This window comes from Pelodictyon luteolum DSM 273, from assembly GCF_000012485.1.
GTDB classification, from domain to species: Bacteria; Bacteroidota; Chlorobiia; order Chlorobiales; family Chlorobiaceae; genus Chlorobium; species Chlorobium luteolum.
The window spans coordinates 1,234,585-1,256,814 of sequence record NC_007512.1; the positions used below are offsets into that span (position 1 = coordinate 1,234,585).

Below are 22,230 nucleotides of genomic sequence, written 5' to 3' on the forward strand. Positions count from 1 at the left end.
ACCTGACTGCCAATGGCTCCCTACCCTGGAACCGTTTTTGTGGCTGGAGCCACAGGAAGGACCGGACGCGAAATCATCAAGAGGCTGCAGCACTACGGCATCCCCTTCCGTCTCTATGTACGCTCTGCCGATAAGCTGAAGGAGCTCTTTGGAAACGCCATTGATGACTTCGTCCGTATCGGCTCTCTGGAAGATGAGGAAGCCCTGAAAAGCGCTCTTGAAGGATGCGATGCCATCATCTCTGCAATCGGAAGCAATCCTGCAGATCCCACCGCACCCCCGCCATCGGCAATAGACCGTGACGGAGTAATGCGTTTGGCGGCCATTGCGGAGGACCGGGGCCTGAAGAAGTTCGTCCTTTTAAGCTCGCTCGGCGCGACAAAGCCGGACCACCCCCTCAACAAATACGGTCAGGTACTTACGATGAAACTTGCAGGCGAGAACGAGGTCCGTCGGCTGTTCGGCCGCAGAAACCGCTCATATACCATCATAAGGCCGGGTGGACTTCTCGACACGCCCCCCTTCATGCACCGCCTTCTTGCAGCCACCGGCGACGCTATTTCCGGCTCAATAAGCCGTAGCGATGTTGCTGAAGTCGCAGTTCTATCGCTCTCGGCTGAGGGCGCCAGAAACAGGACATTCGAGCTTATTCAGGAGACTGAAGAACAGCAGGAATCCCTCAAGAAGGTATTCGACCTGCTCGATTAACCATCCTTATACCAAACAGAATAAGAATCTGAATAGACACATTCAGGCAGATTTATCTGCACGCCCACAACACTCGCTCATCGCGATACCGAATACCAGCCACCACCATTACCTAACCAATAAAATCAACATCCACCCTCACGTCAAGAAATATTAGGCGATTTGTTTATCAAAGTATAGCAGGAATTATACCGCACAGAAATATCCGCCTTCCTGTATTAAAGTTTTCCTGTACAAGAATCATTATATTATTCAATTACAAGTGATTAGATATTCAGAGCAAACACCTTACTTTAACTGTGCGACCTCCGGTTTCATTCAGCATAAACTGATTACTCATTATCAATGAAGCGCTTTTTTATAGAGCATTCTGAGGCTGTCGACATCAACCATTGTCTCTTCAGCGGACAATCGTTTTCATGGCAGAAGCATGGCAATGATGGGCGGTATGTGTCAGCAATAATAAACGGGAGTGCGGTTGTTATCGAAAACACAAATGATGGTGGAGTCGTTCTTCATACTGACGGAAATACGATTGGCGTCGAATCCCCCCAGGTGTGGTTTCGACGGTATTTCTCCTTGGATGTCGACACGGAAACACTCTTTTCCGAGCCATTCCGGAACGCACATCCCGAGCTGGCACTGCAGCTCGAACGCTACCGCGGACTGAGGGTGCTGCGGCAGGATCCGTATGAAACAATGGTGACGTTCATGTGCGCTCAAGGCATTGGAATGGCGCTGATCCGCCGGCAGGTCTCGATGCTTGCCCGGCGCTACGGCGAGCATGTTCCGCTGTCACTGAACGGCTGCACCATCAATCTGTACCGCTTCCCTACCCCGTCACGCCTCGGGGCTGCAGATCCTATGGAACTCAGGGCGTGTACGAACAACAACCTCATGAGGGCCCGTAACATCATCAGCGCCTCGCAAAAAGTCACTGAAGGCTGCATTGACTTCAAGGCTCTGGCCTCGAAAAAAAACACGCAGGAGGATATTCAGGCAGCCCTCAGCCGATGCGGAGGCATCGGACTGAAGATCGCTGACTGCATCGCCCTGTTCGGACTGGGACGGTTCGATGCATTCCCCATCGACACCCATGTCCGGCAGTTCCTTGGCCTGTGGTTCGGCTTTCCCGAGGCATCAGCCCCCCTCACCGATAAAAACTACCGCATCCTCGCCGAAAGAGCCCGGGAGCTCCTTGGAGAAAAACTGGCCGGCTACAGAGGCCACCACCTCTTCCACTGCTGGAGGACTGAAGTCAGGAAAATGCAGGCGTTTTGAAATACCCCCGGAACCCTTATTCCGTCAGCTCTCAGGAGGGCTCTTTTTTCCTGTGTATCGGTTTTTTTCTCAAGCCGTAATTCAATACCTTATGAGACGAAAATACGGCCACATGGACGTCCTTGAAACCTTAGAGGTGAGCACTGCTTCAGCATGTTGAAATTTTTTGAAAAGATATTCGGCTCCAAGCACGAAAAAGACGTAAAGAAGATCCAGCCGGTCATTGACCGGATCAATGAACTCCATGCCGCGCTGGTTCCGCTCAGCGACGATGAGCTCAGGGCACGCTGCATGGAGCTGAAGGCCCGGGTACGCAAAACGCTCGAGCCGATAGAGTCAAAGCGCAGTGACCTCTACCTGAAACTCGACGATGCCGCGATAAGCCTTGAAGATGCAGACAGGATCAACGAAGAGATAGACGAACTCGCCAAAGAGTACGAAACTGCAACGGCCGCAGTGCTTGAAGAGATCCTCCCTGACACATACGCCGTTGTCAAAGACACCTGCCGGCGCCTCAAGGGCCATGTATATACTGTCATGGGGCGCGAGGCAACATGGGACATGGTGCCCTATGACGTACAGCTCATCGGCGGCATCGTCCTGCACTCCGGAAAGATCTCTGAAATGGCCACCGGCGAGGGTAAAACCCTCGTATCAACCCTTCCGACCTTCCTCAACGCCCTCACCGGCCGCGGAGTTCATCTGGTGACGGTCAACGATTATCTGGCACAGCGCGACAAGGAGTGGATGAACCCCGTGTTCGAGTTCCACGGCATCAGTGTCGGCGTCATCCTGAACACCATGCGCCCTGAAGAACGCCGCCGCCAGTACCAGTGCGACGTTACCTACGGCACCAACAACGAGTTCGGCTTCGACTACCTCCGCGACAACATGGCAGGAACCGAGGATGAGATGGTGCAGCGCGACTTTTATTTCGCAATCGTCGATGAGGTCGACAGCGTCCTCATCGACGAAGCCAGGACCCCGCTCATCATTTCCGGCCCTGTCCCCAACGCCGACAACAGCAAGTTCGAGGAAATACGGCCCTGGATTGAACAGCTGGTGCGGGCGCAGCAGCACCTGACGGCATCATTCCTCAGCGAAGCAGAAAAGGGTCTGAAGAACGAAAAACCTGACCCCGAAGCGGGTCTTGCCCTGCTCCGGGTAAAACGGGGCCAGCCGAAAAACAGCCGCTACACCAAGCTCCTTGCCCAGCAGGGAGTCGCAAAGCTCATCCAGACCACGGAAAACGAGTACCTGCGCGATAAATCAAGCAGGATGCACGAAGTCGATGATGAACTTTATTTCGCCGTCGACGAAAAAGCCTCGACCATCGACCTTACAGACAAGGGCCGAGAGTTCCTCAGCAAACTGAGCCATCAGGACCGGGACCTCTTCCTTCTTCCCGACGTGGGCACTGAGATAGCCGCCATCGACGCCGATTCTTCTATTGCAGCTCCCGATAAGATCATGAGGAAAGACGAGGTATACAGGTTGTTTGCCGAACGCTCTGAACGGCTCCATAACATCGCGCAGCTCCTGAAAGCCTACTCGCTCTTTACAAAAGACGATGAATACGTGGTACAGAACGGTCAGGTGATGATTGTCGACGAGTTCACCGGCCGCATCCTTCCCGGGCGCCGTTACAGCGACGGGCTGCATCAGGCGATCGAAGCCAAGGAGAACGTGAAGATCGAGGGCGAAACCCAGACCATGGCAACCGTCACGATCCAGAACTTCTTCCGCCTCTACAAAAAGCTTGCCGGCATGACGGGCACGGCCGAAACCGAAGCATCGGAGTTCTACGAAATCTACAAGCTGGACGTGGTGGCCATCCCCACCAACCGTCCGATCGTGCGCAGGGACATGGACGACCTCGTCTACAAGACCCGGCGCGAGAAATACAACGCGATTGCAGCCAAAGTCGAGGAACTTCAGAAAAAGGGCCAGCCGGTGCTGGTCGGTACGACGAGTGTTGAAGTGTCGGAAACCCTGTCAAGGATGCTCCGGGCAAAACGCATCACGCACAATGTGCTCAACGCCAAGCAGAACGAGCGTGAAGCCGAAATCGTAGCCGAAGCCGGCAGGCAGGGAGCGGTCACCATTGCCACGAACATGGCGGGCCGCGGCACCGACATCAAGCTCGGCGAAGGGGTCCGTGACCTCGGAGGCCTCTTCATCCTCGGCTCCGAACGCCATGAGTCCCGCCGAATCGACCGCCAGCTTCGGGGCAGGGCCGGACGTCAGGGAGATCCCGGTGAATCGGTGTTTTTCGTTTCGCTTGAGGATGAACTGATGCGCCTCTTCGGTTCCGACCGGGTGATTTCGGTGATGGACCGCCTCGGCCATGAAGAGGGAGACGTGATTGAGCACTCCATGATCACCAAGTCGATCGAGAGGGCACAGAAAAAGGTCGAAGAACAGAACTTCGCCATCCGCAAGCGCCTCCTTGAATATGACGATGTCCTGAACCAGCAGCGCGAGGTCATCTACACCCGCCGCCGTGACGGCCTGAAAAAGGAGCGTCTGACCTCCGACATCCTCGACCTTCTCCGGGACTACTGCGACACAACGGTCGAAAAGCACCATAAAACGCACGATGTTGACGCCCTTGAAGAGCAGGTCCTCAGGGAGCTCTCAATCGAGTTCAAGCCTGACCGGGAAACCTTCGAGCGGGAAGGTATCGCTCCCATGGCCGACAGCCTTTACGACCTTGCGCTCGCGTTCTATCGCCGCAAGGAAGAGGCCGTGCCGGAAGAAATCATGCGTCAGATCGAGAAGTATGCCGTGCTCAGCGTCATCGACAAGCACTGGCGGGAGCACCTCCGCGAAATCGATACCCTTCGCGAGGGCATCAACCTGCGGGCATACGGCCAGAAAGACCCGCTGCTTGAATACAAGCAGGAGGCCTACAATCTCTTCATTCTGCTGCTGCATGAAATCGAGCTGGAAACCCTGTCGCTCGCATTCAAGCTCTTTCCCGTCCACCCGGACGAAGCCGGCGAGATCGAGGAGCGCCGCCGCCGGGCCGCCATCCAGCAGGAAAAGCTGATGGCGCAGCATGAGGAGGCCGGCAGTGTGTATAATGCTCAGCCGGATGGCGAACCTGAATCGCAGGCATCAAAGCAGCAGCCGGTTGTCGCCGATCACTCAAAACCGGGCAGGAATGACCTCTGCCCCTGCGGAAGCGGAAAGAAGTACAAAAACTGTCACGGCCGAGAGGCGTGATCACCCCTAAGGAACATCGAACACCCAGCATGAAAACGATCGAACCGGAAGTCAATCTTGCCCTTGCCGCCGAACATGGCCTTAATGCAGAAGAGTACCAGAAGATACAGGAGGTGCTCGGCCGCACCCCCACGTTTACTGAACTTGGGATCTTCTCCGTCATGTGGAGCGAGCACTGCAGCTACAAAAACTCAATTGCCGTCCTTAAAACCCTTCCGCGTGAGGGCGAAGCCCTCCTGACAGGAGCCGGAGAGGAAAACGCCGGACTTGTCGATATCGGTGACAACCTTGCCGTGGCCTTCAAGATCGAGTCCCACAACCATCCCTCGGCCGTAGAGCCATATCAGGGCGCTGCCACCGGCGTCGGCGGCATCCACCGCGACATTTTCACCATGGGCGCACGGCCCGTGGCTTCGCTCAACTCGCTCCGCTTCGGCTCGCCGAAAGACCCCCGGGTCCGCTACCTCGTCGACGGTGTCGTCCGCGGCATCGGCGACTACGGCAACTCGTTCGGCGTACCGACCGTTGGCGGTGAAATCTATTTCGAGGACTGCTATACCGGCAACCCGCTCGTCAATGCCATGTCGGTCGGCATCGTCGAGCACCACAAGACCGTCAGCGCCACGGCGGAGGGTGAGGGCAACCCGGTGCTGATCGTCGGATCCTCTACAGGCCGGGACGGCATCCACGGGGCCACGTTTGCATCGGAAGATCTCAGCGAAGCCTCAGAAGACAAACGCCCGAGCGTGCAGGTCGGCGACCCGTTCGCCGAAAAGCTCCTGCTCGAGGCCACCCTCGAAGCCATTGCCACGGGATACGTCGCAGGCCTTCAGGACATGGGCGCAGCAGGCATCACCAGTTCCACGTCGGAAATGAGCGCCCGCGGCATCGAAAAGAACGGCAATGGCGGCATCACTATCGACCTCGACCTTGTTCCTGCCCGTGAAGCAGGCATGAGCGCCTATGAAATCATGCTGTCCGAGTCCCAGGAAAGGATGCTCATCGTCGCCGAAAAGGGCCATGAGGACGACATCATTGCCGTCTACAGAAAATGGGATGTCCAGGCTGTGGTCGTCGGAACCGTCACGTCGGACAACCATGTCAAGGTGCTGCACCACGGCGAACTGGTCGCCGACATTCCGGCTGAATCGCTCGTCCTCGGCGGCGGCGCCCCGGTCTACATCCGCGAAGCCGTGGGAAAAAAGCCCGATACTGCACCGGCCGCACTTCTGCCCGATGCGGGGCTCGACCTCCGTGCCCTTGCCCTCGAGCTTCTCAAGAGGCCAAACATCGCAAGCAAGCGCTGGGTATACCGCCAGTACGACTCCATGGTACAGACCAACACGGTGACTCCGGTGGGCCATACCGATGCTGCCGTCATAAGAATCCGAGGCACAAAGAAGGGCCTTGCCATGAAAACCGACTGCAACTCGCGTTATGTCTACCTGAACCCGCTGGCCGGGGGACGTATCGCCGTTGCTGAATGCGCGCGCAACATCGCATGCTCCGGCGCCCGCCCGCTTGCCATCACCAACTGCCTGAACTTCGGCAATCCCTACAAGCCCGAGGTGTACTTCCAGTTCAAGACCTCCGTACAGGGTATGGGAGACGCCTGCAGGGCGTTCAACACCCCGGTAACCGGAGGCAATGTCAGTTTCTACAACGAGTCCACCCATGGCGGCGGGCGGGCAGCCATCTACCCGACACCGACCATCGGCATGATCGGCCTGCTTGATGACATCGACAACCTCGTCGGCTCTGCCTTCACGACCGCCGGCGACGCCATCATCCTCTTCGGCGATCCCCTCCTGAAGCTCGAGGGCTCGGAATTCCAGGTCATGCAGTACGGCACGCCCGGCACCGATGCTCCGGATATAGACCTCCAGCACGAAAAGAACCTGCAGGACCTTCTCGTGACTCTGGCTGAACAGAAGCTCCTCCACTCCGCTCACGACGTATCGGACGGCGGACTGTTCGTCACCCTTGCCGAAAAAGCCATCATGGACGAATCCCGCCAGCTCGGTTTCCAGGTCGATCTTGAAGATTGCGGATCGGGACCCTACCGTGTACAGGAGCAGCTCTTTTCAGAGGCCCAGGGTCGCGTTGTCGGAACTATCGCCCCCGATGCCGCCCGTGCAGTCATCGAGGAAGCAATCCGGCACAGCGTCCCGGTGCGCGTCATCGGCCAGGTGGTTCCTGCTGATGCATCCCTTGCCGTCGACGGCCATGAGACCCTCCGCTTTACTACTGAAGAACTGACGGCAGCCTATTACGATGCACTTGAAAACGCCCTGCACCTGAACGAACTCCTTTAAGCGATGCAGCCAGTCCTGACCGCCATTGAAATGCAGCAGGCCGACAGTGCTGCTATCGAGAAGCTCCATATCAGCCCCATATGCCTGATGGAGCTTGCCGGAAAGGAGTGTATAGGGTATATGCTCGAAAAACTCAGCCTCGAATCGCCCGAAGGACTGCAGTTTCTCATTGTTGCCGGAAAAGGCAACAACGGCGGCGACGGGTTCGTCATCGCCCGTCATCTCCTGAACCTTGGAGCTGCAGTCGATCTTGTCCTTCTTTATCCTGAGGGTGCAGCCGGGGGCGCCGCCGAAGCAAACATGTCGATCCTGCGTGCTTATGAAGAGGAGGGACTCCCGCTCCGCATCTTCAACAGCATAGAGGAAGCCATCCCCTTTGTCTCCGAACAGGAGTACAGCGTCACCATAGACGCCATGACAGGCACCGGACTGCGTCTTGAAGCTCCGGGTGCACCGCTCCTCTCTCCCCTTGCTGAAGGCGTTGAACTGCTCAACGCCCTGCATGAGCGCTCAGAAGCCCTCTGTATGGCTGTCGACATCCCGACAGGTCTGGATGCCACCAGCGGCCATGCCGCCATGCCGGCCGTTACGGCCGACTTCACCATCACCATGGGATTCATGAAAACAGGACTGCTTCTGCAGGACGGACCGGAGCTGTGTGGAGAAGTGCATGTGGCGGAAATCTCCATTCCGGGGTTCCTCGCAGAGGATGCCGGAGCGTTTCTTATAGACGAATCCTTTGCTGCAGAACATTTCGCACTCAGGTCGGAAGGCAGTGCGAAGCACATGAACGGAAAAGTGCTCATCATCGCAGGCTCCAGCACCGGAGAAAGCTCGATGGGCGGTGCCGCGCTGCTTGCCGCCGGTGCTGCGGTAAAGACCGGGGCGGGGTATGTGGCAGTCTCCATTCCGCCTTCTCTGGCAGCCACACTGCATATCGCCGTGCCTGAAGCAATCGTCATCGGCCGGGACATGGACTCGCTGATGGAAAAAGCACGATGGTCAGAGGCGATATTGATCGGTCCGGGACTCGGCCGGAGCCCCGAATCCATCGACCTCGTAAGAGCGCTCCTCAGCCACCCCGACATTTTCGAAAAGAAGCTCATCCTCGATGCAGATGCGTTGTACGCGATTGCCGAAGCAGGGCTTCAGAACGTGCTCTCTGCAATGCCGGAAGTGCTCATCACGCCCCATTATGGAGAGCTGGCACGCCTGACCGGCACCGATGCCGGATCGGTGACCAAAGACCCGCTGGCTGCCGCCACCCGATTTGCCGACACGTATTCGACAACAGTCCTGCTCAAAGGCAGGCCGACCATCATAGCAAAAGAATCAGGTCCTGTTCTTCTGAACACCAGCGGCACGGAGGCCCTGGCCACAGCCGGAACGGGCGATGTCCTTTCAGGTATGGTTGCAGCTCTTGCCGCCAAGGGCGAATGCCTCCCCGAAGCCGCAGCTGCAGCAGCATGGTTCCACGGTCGTGCCGGTGATCTTGCATCCGACGTATCCAGCCTTGTTTCCGCCTCGATGGTCCGTGATGCGATTCCTTCAGCGATTGAAGAGATGTTCGACTTCGAGGACTGACCAACAGCACCTCTTCATCCCTCCGCATATCCCCCCCGGCTTATCCAGCCAATCCTCCGCAGCCCATATGAGTCATTGTGGCATGCCTGAAGCAAACTGGCACAGCTGTGTCAGCACGCCGCAACTGCTTCAGCCTTACGCCCCCGACCAATGCGTTTAGGGTGATGTATAGGCCCACGGATTTCTGAATCAGTAAAGGCCCACCCACAGGAGGTTTCCGGTAATATCGAGGTCTTTTACGGCTCTGTAACATCGCGGTTTTAAATGTTTGGCACAGGAGTTGTTTAAGGGTAGTCATAACTGACCCCTTACACACAACACAGAAAACCCCTACTGCCATGTCAACCAGGAAAACTCTCTGCCGCGCCATCCTCGCCGCATCGCTCTTTACTGCCGGACTCATTCCCGCTTCGGCACATGCCGTAGTTGCAGGACCGAGCGCATCAGGCAAAACAGACATGACCGTCACGATGCCGGAATACATCGTCCTCAGATACTATGACAAAATCAGCCTGACATTCACCAGCGCGTCGGCAGCAACAGCTAAGGGCGACAAGTCTTTCGAAGCCACCTGGACTGGCGGTGATGCCACCCTGAACGCCGACGTGACCCTGCCGGATGAACTCGGTGCGGCCACAAGAAAGATCAAACTCCAGAATGCTTGGGCAATAGCCGGACTTTCACCCTCGGGAACGGCATCAGTAACCATCGAAGGAACCGACCTGACGAAAAAGGATAATTCAGGCTCAGCAGTTTCCACGATCGGTGTTGAGAACTGGACGGTTAGTGATGGAACCTCTGAATCCAATGCAATCACAACGACGTTGAGGGGTGTATCGGGAGGTGCAAAAAAAGGTGATGTGAACATGTCGCTGAATTTCAAGAATACGACCATGTCGGGAGACCATACCGGTACATTCACCATCACGGTGCAGACCATCTGAACGAAACCCAATTGAATGGGATGCAGAAAATGCAGAAACTCTCGATCAAGTTTCTGCATTTTCATTTTTGGCTCATTTTCAAAATTCAGCTCCGCAATGCCACTGGAGGATCATCATGATCACTGCAACACCAAACCGGCGCCTTACGCCAACTCCGATACTCTTGATGCTGTTGACGCTCCTGCATCAACCGCAGACGGGCCATGCTGACACGACAGCCACACTCTCTGTCCAGAAGAGCGCACCGCTCACCATAATGGTTGAAGAACTTTACCCCGACAGCACCGGTCCGGTTTCAGCCGGAAGCAGATCTGTCGAGATGTCCTGGCTTGATGCGGATGACTCTATCGGGTCACTTGAGCTAACCATCGATGCCTATACGTCAAGCATAAACGAACGCAGCATCAAGGACCTCTGGTACACCGATTCCTTCAGCACCACGAACGGTAAAAAGCCGGTTTTTAGGGCAGAATACAGCATCAACAGCCTGCCGTTCTCTGAAAAGGAACAAACCGTAGAGATTGCCAACACTCTGGGAACATCAAAAATTTCTGTCACATTCAAGCCCCCCGCAATCGATGTAATCAAGACAAGCTCCGGCTTTTCTAAAACGTACAGGTTGCAGGCAGGCACAGCAGCCCTATCTTTTTCGACCAATGAGACAACCGCTTCTGGTTCCTACCCGGTAACGATAACGACAGAGGTCACGCCCGACAACTTCAGTATTCAGTAAGAAACCCCGTCCCAACAGAACCGCCCGATACTCCCTGCCCGGATACTATACTTTCCATTTCTTTTCCTATATTTAGGATAAATCAAATCTTATTTGTACTGAAAGGACGCTTAACGCGGTTCAGCCCATATTCTCCAGCTAACCATGACGCAGCCCCTTTTTCCCCAGGTACTCATGACGGCCTGTAATACCTGCCATAGAAATATTTCGCCACACATGCGCTATGGCTATATCTATGCGCGCGTCCTCTTTGATGAAACTGGCCGTGCCGTAGATTTCATCCATGAAGAGGTCAATGAGAGCTACAGCAGGCTGACGGGCCTCCGGGGCATCATCGGCAAAAAGGCCACGGAGGTCTTTCCCGACCTTAAGCGCAACAATCCCGATTTTCTCGCCCGACATCTGAGGGTTGCTGAAACAGGCATTTCAGATAGTTTAGAACTCTATCTGGAGGCGCTGGACCGCTGGTATGACATCTCTATATTCAGTACAGACACGGACCATTTCACCGCCATCATTGATGATATCACGGCAAGGAAAGTTTCAGAAGAGGGCCTCCGGCAGTCAGAACAACGGTTCAGGACCCTCTTTGAAAACCATTCGGCATGCATGATGCTGCTTGACGCTCATAGTGGCGAGATCATCGACACCAACGAAGCTGCCGCTGATTTCTACGGCTGGTCCGTCGATGAACTACGAAAGATGAACATTCTGGATATTGCGACAGTATCAGCGGACCAGATCAACAGCAACCTCCGAAAAATGAGGACAGACAGGCAGAAGCGCTTCTCATTCGTGCATCACCTGAAAAACGGGGGGCTACGGGATGTAGAACTGTTTACAAGCCTGATCAACATGAACGGAAGAGATGTACTCTACCACATCATTCACGACAACACCGAACAAGTCAGGCTTCAGGCAGTATCTGCAATGCGAATTGAACTGCTGGAGATGTCGAGTTTCTCTTCGGCCGGAGTGATGCTCAGGGCCGTACTCGACCGCGCATGCCGGCTGACAGCCAGCCCTTCAGGCTTTGTCTTTTTCGTCACCGGTGACCAGCGGACACTCTCTCTGGAGGCTTGTAAAAACGAAGGAACGAAAACTACCTGCAATGGCCAGAAACATCCCTCATTGTTTGAAAAGGGTTCGCCATGGGCAGATGTCATACGCACAGGAAAACCTGCCATCCACAATGGACAAGCTGCCTTCATGCACTGCTGCCGCAATAACGCGGAGAGCAGTCAAGATAACAGTGAACTGGTGGTGCCGGTCATACGGGACAACGCTACCGTTGCAATTCTCGGGATTGGGGGCAAAGCTGTTGATTATGTCGACAAAGACATCGAGTTGCTCGAAACCCTGACCAATCAAGCCTGGGACATCATTGCAAAAAAAATAGCTGAAGAGAGCCGGAACTTGCTTCATCAAAAGCTTCAAGTATCCTCGAAAATGGAACTTGTCGGACAGCTCGCAGCAGGAATTGCCCATGAAATAAACAATCCCCTGAACTTCATTCTCGCCAATGAACAGAATCTGGAAAACAATTTCAGCGAACTGCTCTCTGTCATTGACACTTATCGGGATGGCAGAGATCCTCTGGTGGGTGCAGACAGAGAAGCCGGGCTCCTGAGCGGTGAGGATCTCGACTCGCTCATTGGCACCATCCACGCTTCACTTGAAAAAACCAGGACCGGTGTCGCCCGCATCAAAGAGATCAGCCAAAGCATGCAGAAGCATGCCTACCGGAACGCCTCTGGCAACTTCAGCCCGTTTGATATCAACAAGGCCATTGAGGAGATTGTTGTCATAACAAAAAATGAATGCCGCTCGGTGGCAGAGATCTCCTTGGATCTGGCACCGCTTCCTCCCGTACCCTGTGATCCGTCGCAGATCAATCAGGTGCTCTTGAACCTTGTGATGAACAGCATCCACGCGATCAGGACCATGGCGCGGAAAGAAGTGGGAACCATAACCATATCGACCGGGTGTAACAATAAGGCGGTATCCTGTTCAGTACAGGATGACGGCCCGGGTATTCCTGAAAAACTCAGGGAGAGGGTATTTGAACCCTTTTTCACCACGAAGGAGATGGGTGCAGGAACCGGCCTCGGCCTGAGCATCTGTCATGACATCATCGTCAACAGACATAGGGGAAACATACGGGTTGTCTGTCCGCAGAAAGGAGGATCCGTTTTCACGTTCTCCCTGCCACTCAAGGGTGCTCATTAAATATTTGCACCATAAGCTGGCGGCCTCCCGCCCCCGGAGGTATCAGGTTCATCATCAGGAAAAAGAAACAGAATTACGCAACTTGTCGAAATTGGTCGTACATTAACCTTATATAAGGACTCATCTATCTCCTGCCCCCAGAGCGGTATGATCATGGATGCGCCCGGATATCATCCCGATGAGGGATGACTTCAAGCAGGATACACAGTCATTGATCATGGCGCCTTACACCACATGGTTTCTTCGCATCGGCATTGTGCTGCTCATTGCCTCAGTCCTGTCCCCTGACATCGTTGGGGCGTCACAACAGGCGGTTGTCCAGACGAAGATTTCCATCAACGTCTCAGAATCGTTCGTCCAGTACCTGCAGCAGCGAAGGAATGCCTCATCTGAACGTCCGCTGAATCCGTCCCTTTCCCCTTCAGCGCCAGACAGCTCCGCTGTGGTTCCAGAGCGAAGCTGAGCCGCCCGTTCATCACATTTCATCACAAGAAATCACCTTTCATGCCTTGTCTGCATGCGCCTCTCCATGGTATAATTAAGGAGATCAATTGTCTTGTTTAGTCCGAATACACTGGAGAGCTGAGATGCGTCATACTATCATGATTGCAAAACTCATGACATGCATAGCTTTGGCTGCCATCCTCAACGCAGCCCCCGTATACGGTGGAGGAGCGGCTGCAAACAAGGAGATGGAACTCATTGCACCGAAAACCGGTGAAGTGGACAGTGTGGGTGTCGGCAGCAATGGCTTATGCGTGTATTGCACCAATATCTCCTGTGAATGCATAACACGGCGGGTGGAACCGCTATGGACATGGACGCTGCAGGATGAGCACTTTCCCATCCTGCAGACCCGATACTGCGTCAAGGGACCAGATGGGAGGAGAGATGTGTTCATTAACCCTGAGAACCCTTCATCGCCTATCATCGTGCATCTGAAGCCCATGGGGATAAAAGCTGTTGAGTACATCAATGACCAATGGCTCATGCATGAGGGTGTAGAATTGGTGCTACAGCTGCCTGAAGACGTCATACCCGGAAGATATGACGGCGTCATCACCGCATTGATCACCATCACCAATATCTGAAGGAGCCGTATCGTGAAAGCCAACTCCATTTCAACGGCATTCCGCTTGAACAGGATCATCATAGCAATAATGCTCTGGCTCTGCATGCCGATGACGGCCGCAGTGGCTTCAGGTTGTGCGGGACAGATACAGATAGAGCCGGTAATGTTTGATCTGCATTCCGGTAAGCATGGTGCTCAGCAGACCATTCGCCTTTTCAACAACAAAGATGACGCAGTCGTCCTCGATGTTGAGATCTGCAACTGGACGTTCGATGGCAATGGAAGCCTTGTGGTTGAACCCTCAAGCACTGCCCCTCTTGCAGGCTGGATTGACTTTCCGGAAAAAATCATCACCATTCCATCCGGACAGCAGAGGTCCGTTCAATTTTCAGTTCATCCGCCCGAAAACGCAGCGCCCGGAGAGTATCGGGCCATAATATATTTTCAGGAACATAAGCCCGAAAAGATCAATGATCTTGTTGAAGTGAGTTTCAGGATTGGTGCGGGAGTCTATTTCCAGATAGGAGAAATCAGACGCCACCCCGTCATTGAATCTGTTTCGTTTGATGATGGTACCGGAGGAATCGTCATGGTGATAAGAAACAAAGGAAATATCCATACGAACTTTCATGGTGATTATTCAGTGTGGGAGAAAGGTTCGTTCCCTGGATTCCAGCGTATGAAGGAAATAATTTCCCGGCCGCATGAAGAGGAACGCCCAAAAGGGTTCATCAAGAGCGGGAGCATGAATCTCACTCCGGTGCTCCCCGGAATAAGGAGCTCGATCCTCACAAGACTCGGCATACCTGACATGTCCAAAGATTTCGACATTGCCGTAACAGGAAGTATCGACGGGAAAACGATACAGAAGCTTCTGAAATGAAATACTGCCGAATGAAATACGTAGCCATAGCTCTTACCTGTGCAGTCTTTTCAACTCTGGCTTTTGCCCGGGCACAGGCAGCAGAGAAAGCTATAATCATCACCGGATCAACTTCAATTTCATCGGCCGCTGAAGCGCTTGGCTCAGAGTTTGCAAGAAATACAGGTATACCGGTGATGGTTACGACATCGAATTCCGGACAGGGTGCAAAGCTTTTGGCCGTCGGAACATCATCGATTGCGGCGATGTCGCGGACCATGAATCTTGATGAAATAGATGCGGCAAGGGCAAACGGAATTGAACCCAACGCGCACTTCATTGCGTTCGGAGCTCTTGTGATCGTGGTCAACCAGGCCAATCCGGTTACAGCCCTGAAGGTGGAGGAGCTTCATAGACTCTATTCTGGAGCCTGCTTCAACTGGAAGGAGCTTGGAGGAGTCGATGAACCGGTGATCCTTGTTCGACGGGAATACGGGAGCGGAACGCAGGAGACATTTACTGACATGGTCATGGGACAGGCAAACCCGATGACAGCAAGTGCCCTCATTGAAATCAGCAACAAGGCTGTCCGCCGCCGCGTAGCAGAAACACCAGGGGCGATAGGGTTCATCAGTCACGGATTTCTTGACGCTACCGTCAAATCACTCAGCATCAACGGCGTAACCCACTCAACGGACGCTATTTTGAACGAGACCTACCCGCTGACCCGGAGCCTGTACTTCTATACCGATGGAAAACCGGAAGGCAACGTTTCAAGGTTTCTGAAGCTGACAGAATCAATGGAAGGAAAACAGATACTCAGCAATGCAGGATTTGTGACCAAACCTTAAACTATCCTGCCGGTGCCACCCCCCTGCCGCCAAAAATCCATCCATGCCAAAGCGGCAGCAATCCTGAGAGGATGCATACTTCTTGCACTCTCAGTGGTTCTCCCTTTTTCTGCGATGCTTTCAGGAGATGAGGCATCGGCTCGTGAGCATGGCACAGACTCATCCTTCAGCCTCGCAGGCCATATGGAGCAGTATGTGGATGAAACCGGCCAGCTTACCCTCACTAAGGCTCTGCAGCCCGCCATCCAGTCAAAATTCACGCACATCGCAGGACACCTCAACACCGGGCATATCGATCATCCGGTATGGCTCAAGGCCACCGTACGGACAGAGGATGGATTTCCACGGCACACCATCCTTTCCATCGGCCCGCCCTCCCTTGAACGGCTGAGGGTCTATGTGCAGACAGGCAATGACCCGTCGAGTCCTGCCTCGTACCGTGAATACAGGCTCGGAGCCGACATCCCCGCCTCACAGCGGACATTGCTCACACCACAGTTTGCGGTCCCTCTCGTGCTCGACAACGTTCGACCAACCACAATCCTTATCCGGGTTGAACCCGGCATCGCAATCAGCCTTTTCGCCACGATTCTGACGCCCGAAGACCTCTACGGCCAGACCAACATGCTGCTCCTGCTCCAGGGAGCCTATCTCGGCATTATCCTCATTACCGCACTCTTCAGCATTTTCAACTTCTACCGCCTGAATGAATCGCCCTACCTCTACTTCGGGCTGTTCGTTCTCTGCATATTCTGCTTTATCCTCTCCGGGGAAGGGATCCTTGTGCTTGCACTTCCCCAACAGGCACATCTGGTCACCGAGTTCATCCGCCGGACAGCCATGGCGTTGAGCTTCGTGTTTCTGGCACTGTTCGGCCGGAGCATCCAGAGGGCCCGTTCCCATCCCTTTGCCTCGCGCTACCTGCTGTTCATATCCATACTCAGCGGCATTACCGCCCTGTCTGCGCCGTTCTGGCTGTATAAGGATCTCGCTACGGCATCCATGATTGGCGCACTCGGAATGATGATGATCCTGATCCATATTTCATCAATCCTTGTCATGGAAAGGGAGCCGGGCTCAAAGATGTATCTCGCTGCTTTCGTCATCATTCAGGCTGGTTATGTCCTCCAGCTGCTCCGGCATTTCGGTGTCGTCCCGCTTGAATGGTGGAGCAGCAATCCCATGCCGTTTTTCTTCCTGCTCGCCATAATCCTTATCTCGTTCGCCTTGACTGAACGGCTGAGGGAATCGCGGCTTGCTGCAGAGGAGATGTCGATTGAACTCCGGAATAACCGTGATGTGCTTGAAAAGTCTCTGGCCGTACAGGAAAACATGGGCGCGCGAAAAAAGCGCCTGATTGATATGATTTCACATGAATACCGCACTCCCATTGCCATCATTAGAGCAAATATTGACATCATGATGCTCAATGAAGCAAGTCAGTCAAAAGAGGCTGCCAGCCGTTTCTGCAAAATAAATCGAGCCATCCAGCGCCTTGTGGAGATTATGGACATATCTCTTGAGGAAAGCCAGCATGATGATCCGAGAGATACCCGAAACCCTCAGTCAATGAGGATTGACGAGTTCTTGTCTCAGGAGTATGTCGCCGAAATAACATCCCGTTTCAATCTCTCGGCCCGGATGTCTGAAAGCATTGGAAACCATTGCATCAAAGCCGATGCGGCACAACTGAAAACAGCCCTTTTCAATCTGCTCGACAACGCCGGAAAATACTCTGTCCCCGGCAGCCGGATCCTCCTTGAATGCAGTGTCGAGCAGAGCTGGATGGTAATGAGGTTACGAAACCGGGTTGAAGAGTGCTTCATTCGAGAGGGGGATGAGCTGTTTGAGCAGTATCGGCGAGGACGCAACAGTACGAACACTGCCGGTGCAGGGCTAGGACTCTGGAGGGTACGCCGTATTGTCGAGCACCATCACGGCCGGGTTGCCATTGAGCGGAATACCGAAGAATTTATTGCTACTTTACGTATTCCAGTAATCCTCACCTCAGAATAACGATACCATAAACCATCAGGACGACACAAGAACCATGGACAGCAATGCTCATCCGGCTGACGGAAAGCCGATCCTTTACGTTGAAGATGACGCTGATCTCAGGGAAGCCATGATCGAGTACCTGGAGAAAATCGGACATCGTGTCACCGGCGTAGGTACGGCAAAAGCATTTTATGAAGCACTCTCCGGAGGGTCGTTTGCGCTTGCAATCATCGATATCGGCCTTCCAGACCAGAGCGGCCTTGTGCTTGCAGACCATGTCCGCCAACACACCCTCATGCGCATCATCATGCTGACGGCGCACTCGACACTTGACGACAAAATCGGAGGGTACCAGTCCGGAGCCGACATTTATATGACAAAGCCTGTAGACTGCCGTGAACTCTCGGCAGCAATTAACAGCATGTTTGAGCGCATGCCCTCTGCCCTGCGACAAACGAACGAAAATACCGTACAGTCTTCCTCATGGAGGCTTATGAAAAGCGACTGGGTTCTTCGCTCACCCTCAAATATTCCCATCCAGCTTACCTCGAAGGAATATGAGCTGATCATGTTCCTGATCCAGCAGGACACAGCAGTCATTTCCCGCGCGGAGATCCTCAAACACCTTGATTACCCCTATAACGAATACGGAAGCCTTGCCCTCAAGTCGCTCGTCTACCGTCTCAGAAAGAAAATGGATGATGCCGGATGCACTTTTCCGATAAAAACCATCCATGGAACCGGATACGCTCTCTCATCCCCCATTTCGATCGCCTGAGTCTCTCCGCTCCTGTCTGACTGCACGCCCCACAGCTCAGATCACCTCCATCACAATTCGTCACCCGATGTCACCTTTCGTGCCTTGTGAGGGGCACCTTCATGGGTTATAATAATAGGTGAAAATAGATCCTATTTAAGGGATCGACAAAGTAACCGATTTATCTGTTCACCTTAAACACTACTATCATGACTACGAAATCTACTCTCTCGCGCGTCATTCTCTGTGCCGCCCTCCTTGCAGCAGGAGCACTGCCCCAGACAGCATATGCTGACCGGGGTGAGTCTGGAGAATCAGTTTCGGGAACGACAAACCTGAAGGTGGTCATGCCGGAATATATCGTCCTGCATTACTACAGCGACATTCAGCTTTCGTTCACGGCAGCATCTTCAGCCGAATCAGATGGAACACTCAGCCCCTTGACGGCAAGCTGGACCACTGCGACTGAAGGTGGCGAGGTCTTCGACGCCAACATAACCAGTGCTGCAGAGGCTGGAGATGCAACAAGGGCGATAACGCTCAAAAATGTCTGGTCGATAGCAGGCCTATCGCCCTCCGGGGAAGCAAGGGTGTCGATCACAGGAACTGATCTCGAGAAGGACGACAGCAGCTCCAAAATAGATACAGAAGACTGGAAAGTGGCTGTGGGCAGCAATGCAGGAAAAAGCATCGAGACAGACCTGAGAGGAATCTCGGGCAAGCAGACCAAAGGCGATGTCAAGATGACGCTCAATTTCGCAAACACCACCGAGTCGGGTGAGCATGATGGAAGCTTCACCATCACCGCCATCACCATCTAGCCCTCAGACCTTGTGCAGGTTGCCGTGCAACAGAACGGCAATCTGCATAGGAATAGTGAAGTAAAGGCTAACAGCATGTTTGAGCGCATGCCATCTGCCCTGCGACAAACGAACGAAAATACCGTACAGTCTTCCTCATGGAGGCTTATGAAAAGCGACTGGGTTCTTCGCTCACCCTCAAATATTCCCATCCAGCTTACCTCGAAGGAATATGAGCTGATCATGTTCCTGATCCAGCAGGACACAGCAGTCATTTCCCGCGCGGAGATCCTCAAACACCTTGATTACCCCTATAACGAATACGGAAGCCTTGCCCTCAAGTCGCTCGTCTACCGTCTCAGAAAGAAAATGGATGATGCCGGATGCACCTTTCCGATAAAAACCATCCATGGAACCGGATACGCTCTCTCATCCCCCATTTCGATCGCCTGACTCTCTCCGCTCCTGTCTGACTGCACGCCCCACAGCTCAGATCACCTCCATCACAATTCGTCACCCGATGTCACCTTTCGTGCCTTGTGAGGGGCACCTTCATGGGTTATAATAATAGGTGAAAATAGATCCTATTTAAGGGATCGACAAAGTAACCGATTTATCTGTTCACCTTAAACACTACTATCATGACTACGAAATCTACTCTCGCGCGCGTCATTCTCTGTGCCGCCCTCCTTGCAGCAGGAGCACTGCCCCAGACAGCATATGCTGACCGGGGTGAGTCTGGAGAATCAGTTTCGGGAACGACAAACCTGAAGGTGGTCATGCCGGAATATATCGTCCTGCATTACTACAGCGACATTCAGCTTTCGTTCACGGCAGCATCTTCAGCCGAATCAGATGGAACACTCAGCCCCTTGACGGCAAGCTGGACCACTGCGACTGAAGGTGGCGAGGTCTTCGACGCCAACATAACCAGTGCTGCAGAGGCTGGAGATGCAACAAGGGCGATAACGCTCAAAAATGTCTGGTCGATAGCAGGCCTATCGCCCTCCGGGGAAGCAAGGGTGTCGATCACAGGAACTGATCTCGAGAAGGACGACAGCAGCTCCAAAATAGATACAGAAGACTGGAAAGTGGCTGTGGGCAGCAATGCAGGAAAAAGCATCGAGACAGACCTGAGAGGAATCTCGGGCAAGCAGACCAAAGGCGATGTCAAGATGACGCTCAATTTCGCAAACACCACCGAGTCGGGTGAGCATGATGGAAGCTTCACCATCACCGCCATCACCATCTAGCCCTCAGACCTTGTGCAGGTTGCCGTGCAACAGAACGGCAATCTGCATAGGAATAGTGAAGTAAAGGCTATTATATTTACCCTTATGGTAACCAGGAGCAGCAGCATAGCGCATGACAGAAACACAGGGAGTGCGAGCTCTCATCCCAGCAGGGCAATGACGGCACTGGTGGCTTTTTTTATTTCGGCTCAATTCTTTCTTGCCCTATCTATATCGTATGCCGAAACTGATCGGACTGCAACCCTGTATTTCCGGAACGATGCGCCAATAAGCATCACGGTCGGGGAGATATATCCTGGACAGACAGGAGCAGTGGCCATCGGGAGCTACTCTGCAGAAATCCTCTGGAATGAACAATACGAAAGCAGCGCTACGCTTGATATTGATACCCCGGCCTATACATCATCAGTAGAGCAGCGTACCATTGAGGATTTGTGGCATACCGATGCGTTCAGGACTGATAACGGCAGATCGCCCGATTACAGGGTCACCTACAGCATCAACAACTCGCCATATAGTGAAAATCAGCAGTCGGAGTATTTCTACAACAGCGACCGCTCCTCTAAAATCAGAATTACCTTCACTCCCCCCCGGATCACCGAGGATAAAAGCGATAAATCTTATATCCTTAAGGCGGAGCCGGCTGTAATTACGTTCAAAGTAACCGATGCAACGGCCTCAGGTACTTATTCGGGAAGCATTGACACCCGGATTTCTGCCGCCAACTTCAAGGTCCAATAATCAGAATTCGGTCTTTCTCCCCCAGATGAAATACTTGTTACGCATTGCTGCCCTTCTTCTGCTGTGCACTGCACCCCTCTCCAGCCTGATGGCCGGTGATCCACCCGGGCAGATTGCCGTATCGCCGTCCATGTTCGAACTCAACATCGGCACAAAACCGCTCACCCAGTCAATCCGGCTGAAAAACCTCAAGAAGCATCCCATCATTCTTAAGGTGGATGTCTATAACTGGACGCTAGATGGCAACAACAGCCTGAAAGAGATCGCGCCCACCGCGCAATCCATCGACCAATGGATGATCATCAACCCGGTATCGTTCACCATTGACCCTGGCAAGGAGCAGGTTATCCGGTTTTCCATCCGTCCGACTACGACTCCGGACCCCGGAGAACACCGCGCAATCATTTTTTTTACCGAACAGCCCCCGAAAGACAAGGCAGGAGGCGTTGAAGTACTCTTCAAGCTTGGCGTGGCAGTATACGCCTATGCCGACCCGATCCGTCACGCCGGCGTACTGACATCCATTTCGCTGGACAGGGCAGGAAGCATGATCAAGGTAGGACTGCAGAACAGCGGCAATGTCCATACCCGCCTGAAGGGCGAGTATTCGATATGGAAACCGGGAAGTTTTCCGGGATTCAAGAAAACAGGAATGGATTTGACCAAAGAACAGCCAGAAGGATTCATTGCCGGAGGAAACATGAACAACACTCCGGTTCTTGCCGGAAACCGTCGAGTGATTACGACATCGATTCCCCTTCCTGCAGAAAATAAGGGCTCCTATGTCGTTGCCGTGCAGGGAACTGTCGATGACCGGAAAATTGAGAAGGTGTTTCCATAGGAGACGCTTCGATTCACCAAGGCATAAAGCATT

Annotated in this window: 19 protein-coding genes; all 19 read left to right on the top strand. The window is 53.7% G+C overall.

Features of this window, described 5'->3' with window-relative positions:
* The first annotated feature begins 12 nt into the window (after positions 1 to 12).
* Positions 13 to 708 (top strand): SDR family oxidoreductase, encoded by a 696-nt coding sequence (locus PLUT_RS05665; RefSeq protein ID WP_011357820.1) that lies wholly within the window; start codon positions 13 to 15, stop codon positions 706 to 708.
* A gap of 345 nt (positions 709 to 1,053) precedes the next feature.
* Positions 1,054 to 1,989 carry a DNA-3-methyladenine glycosylase family protein gene (locus tag PLUT_RS05670; RefSeq protein ID WP_011357821.1) on the top strand — a complete coding sequence of 312 codons (936 nt, stop codon included), beginning with the start codon at positions 1,054 to 1,056 and terminating at the stop codon, positions 1,987 to 1,989.
* A gap of 153 nt (positions 1,990 to 2,142) precedes the next feature.
* The gene (secA, locus tag PLUT_RS05675; RefSeq protein ID WP_011357822.1) at positions 2,143 to 5,217 is read left to right on the top strand and encodes a preprotein translocase subunit SecA; all 3,075 of its coding nucleotides are present in this window, start codon (positions 2,143 to 2,145) and stop codon (positions 5,215 to 5,217) included.
* A 29-nt stretch (positions 5,218 to 5,246) separates the two neighbouring features.
* Positions 5,247 to 7,532, top strand: coding sequence for a phosphoribosylformylglycinamidine synthase subunit PurL (gene purL / locus PLUT_RS05680; protein WP_011357823.1), 2,286 nt, complete (start codon positions 5,247 to 5,249; stop codon positions 7,530 to 7,532).
* A gap of 3 nt (positions 7,533 to 7,535) precedes the next feature.
* The gene (locus PLUT_RS05685; protein ID WP_011357824.1) at positions 7,536 to 9,116 is read left to right on the top strand and encodes a bifunctional ADP-dependent NAD(P)H-hydrate dehydratase/NAD(P)H-hydrate epimerase; all 1,581 of its coding nucleotides are present in this window, start codon (positions 7,536 to 7,538) and stop codon (positions 9,114 to 9,116) included.
* Between the two features lie 338 nt (positions 9,117 to 9,454).
* Positions 9,455 to 10,060 carry a hypothetical protein gene (locus PLUT_RS05690; protein ID WP_011357825.1) on the top strand — a complete coding sequence of 202 codons (606 nt, stop codon included), beginning with the start codon at positions 9,455 to 9,457 and terminating at the stop codon, positions 10,058 to 10,060.
* Between the two features lie 256 nt (positions 10,061 to 10,316).
* Entirely contained in the window at positions 10,317 to 10,793 is a 477-nt protein-coding gene (locus PLUT_RS05695) for a hypothetical protein (protein WP_157858150.1), read from the top strand.
* A gap of 216 nt (positions 10,794 to 11,009) precedes the next feature.
* Positions 11,010 to 13,022, top strand: coding sequence for an ATP-binding protein (locus PLUT_RS11125; RefSeq protein ID WP_049752368.1), 2,013 nt, complete (start codon positions 11,010 to 11,012; stop codon positions 13,020 to 13,022).
* A gap of 217 nt (positions 13,023 to 13,239) precedes the next feature.
* A complete protein-coding gene (locus PLUT_RS05710; protein WP_157858151.1) occupies positions 13,240 to 13,485 on the top strand; it encodes a hypothetical protein in 246 nt (81 codons plus the stop codon).
* Between the two features lie 139 nt (positions 13,486 to 13,624).
* Complete coding sequence (locus tag PLUT_RS05715) at positions 13,625 to 14,113, top strand: hypothetical protein (RefSeq protein ID WP_157858152.1); 489 nt, start codon at positions 13,625 to 13,627, stop codon at positions 14,111 to 14,113.
* Between the two features lie 12 nt (positions 14,114 to 14,125).
* The gene (locus PLUT_RS05720) at positions 14,126 to 14,977 is read left to right on the top strand and encodes a COG1470 family protein (protein WP_011357830.1); all 852 of its coding nucleotides are present in this window, start codon (positions 14,126 to 14,128) and stop codon (positions 14,975 to 14,977) included.
* Between the two features lie 11 nt (positions 14,978 to 14,988).
* Positions 14,989 to 15,807, top strand: a complete 819-nt coding sequence (locus PLUT_RS05725) for a phosphate ABC transporter substrate-binding protein (RefSeq protein WP_041464100.1) — start codon at positions 14,989 to 14,991, stop codon at positions 15,805 to 15,807.
* Positions 15,808 to 15,921: 114 nt separating this feature from the next.
* Positions 15,922 to 17,823, top strand: coding sequence for a sensor histidine kinase (locus PLUT_RS05730; protein WP_011357832.1), 1,902 nt, complete (start codon positions 15,922 to 15,924; stop codon positions 17,821 to 17,823).
* 34 nt (positions 17,824 to 17,857) lie between these two features.
* Positions 17,858 to 18,583: a response regulator transcription factor gene (locus PLUT_RS05735; RefSeq protein ID WP_011357833.1), complete on the top strand. Its 726-nt coding sequence runs from the start codon at positions 17,858 to 17,860 to the stop codon at positions 18,581 to 18,583.
* Between the two features lie 188 nt (positions 18,584 to 18,771).
* Positions 18,772 to 19,383, top strand: a complete 612-nt coding sequence (locus PLUT_RS05740) for a hypothetical protein (protein ID WP_011357834.1) — start codon at positions 18,772 to 18,774, stop codon at positions 19,381 to 19,383.
* 147 nt (positions 19,384 to 19,530) lie between these two features.
* Positions 19,531 to 19,815 carry a helix-turn-helix domain-containing protein gene (locus PLUT_RS05745; protein ID WP_049752369.1) on the top strand — a complete coding sequence of 95 codons (285 nt, stop codon included), beginning with the start codon at positions 19,531 to 19,533 and terminating at the stop codon, positions 19,813 to 19,815.
* A gap of 188 nt (positions 19,816 to 20,003) precedes the next feature.
* Entirely contained in the window at positions 20,004 to 20,615 is a 612-nt protein-coding gene (locus PLUT_RS05750; protein WP_011357836.1) for a hypothetical protein, read from the top strand.
* A gap of 156 nt (positions 20,616 to 20,771) precedes the next feature.
* Positions 20,772 to 21,356, top strand: coding sequence for a hypothetical protein (locus PLUT_RS05755; protein ID WP_041463834.1), 585 nt, complete (start codon positions 20,772 to 20,774; stop codon positions 21,354 to 21,356).
* Positions 21,357 to 21,444: 88 nt separating this feature from the next.
* Positions 21,445 to 22,197 carry a fimbrial biogenesis chaperone gene (locus PLUT_RS05760; RefSeq protein ID WP_238974552.1) on the top strand — a complete coding sequence of 251 codons (753 nt, stop codon included), beginning with the start codon at positions 21,445 to 21,447 and terminating at the stop codon, positions 22,195 to 22,197.
* Positions 22,198 to 22,230 lie beyond the last annotated feature (33 nt).